The sequence below is a fragment of the Corallococcus interemptor genome, assembly GCF_003668875.1.
In the GTDB taxonomy this organism is placed as follows: Bacteria; Myxococcota; Myxococcia; order Myxococcales; family Myxococcaceae; genus Corallococcus; species Corallococcus interemptor.
In genome coordinates, this window is sequence record NZ_RAWM01000376.1 from 1 (window position 1) to 426 (window position 426).

Here is a 426-nt window from a genome sequence, read left to right on the forward strand (position 1 = left end):
TTCTGGAAGAGAGCCTTCAGTGGGTCGACAAGGACTCTCTGAACCAAGAAGTTCTGCAGCTTCAAGGTGAGTACTAGAGGGTCGTTATGTGGGAGTTCGATGTCCTCTAGGTCCCTGTCTGAGAACCATATTCTGTGCCCCTCTGTCTTGGCTTTCTTTGCAGCTGGTTCCGGCGCCGCAGTCAATACATGCTTCTGATGGGAGGCTCTTCTGGCCTCGGCACGGGCCTGGGAGCTCCCCTTAGGCGGAGGAGCGATGTGGATGACGTTGATGATTCCCTCTGGTTCGCTATCCTGGCTGCCATCATCTCGGCGCGGAGGTCGGCTGCTGTCCCGGCCTTCCTCCTTGAGGTAGTCCCTCAGGTGCCCCTCTCTCACAAGGTTCTCCAGGTGGGACTTGAAGCTTTTGCATCCATCAGTTCTGTGC

At 56.6% G+C, this 426-nt stretch carries 1 protein-coding gene; it reads right to left on the reverse strand.

The window, feature by feature from the left end:
- On the reverse strand, positions 1–426 hold a 426-nt coding region (locus D7X96_RS40650), incomplete at both ends, for a hypothetical protein (protein ID WP_208647462.1).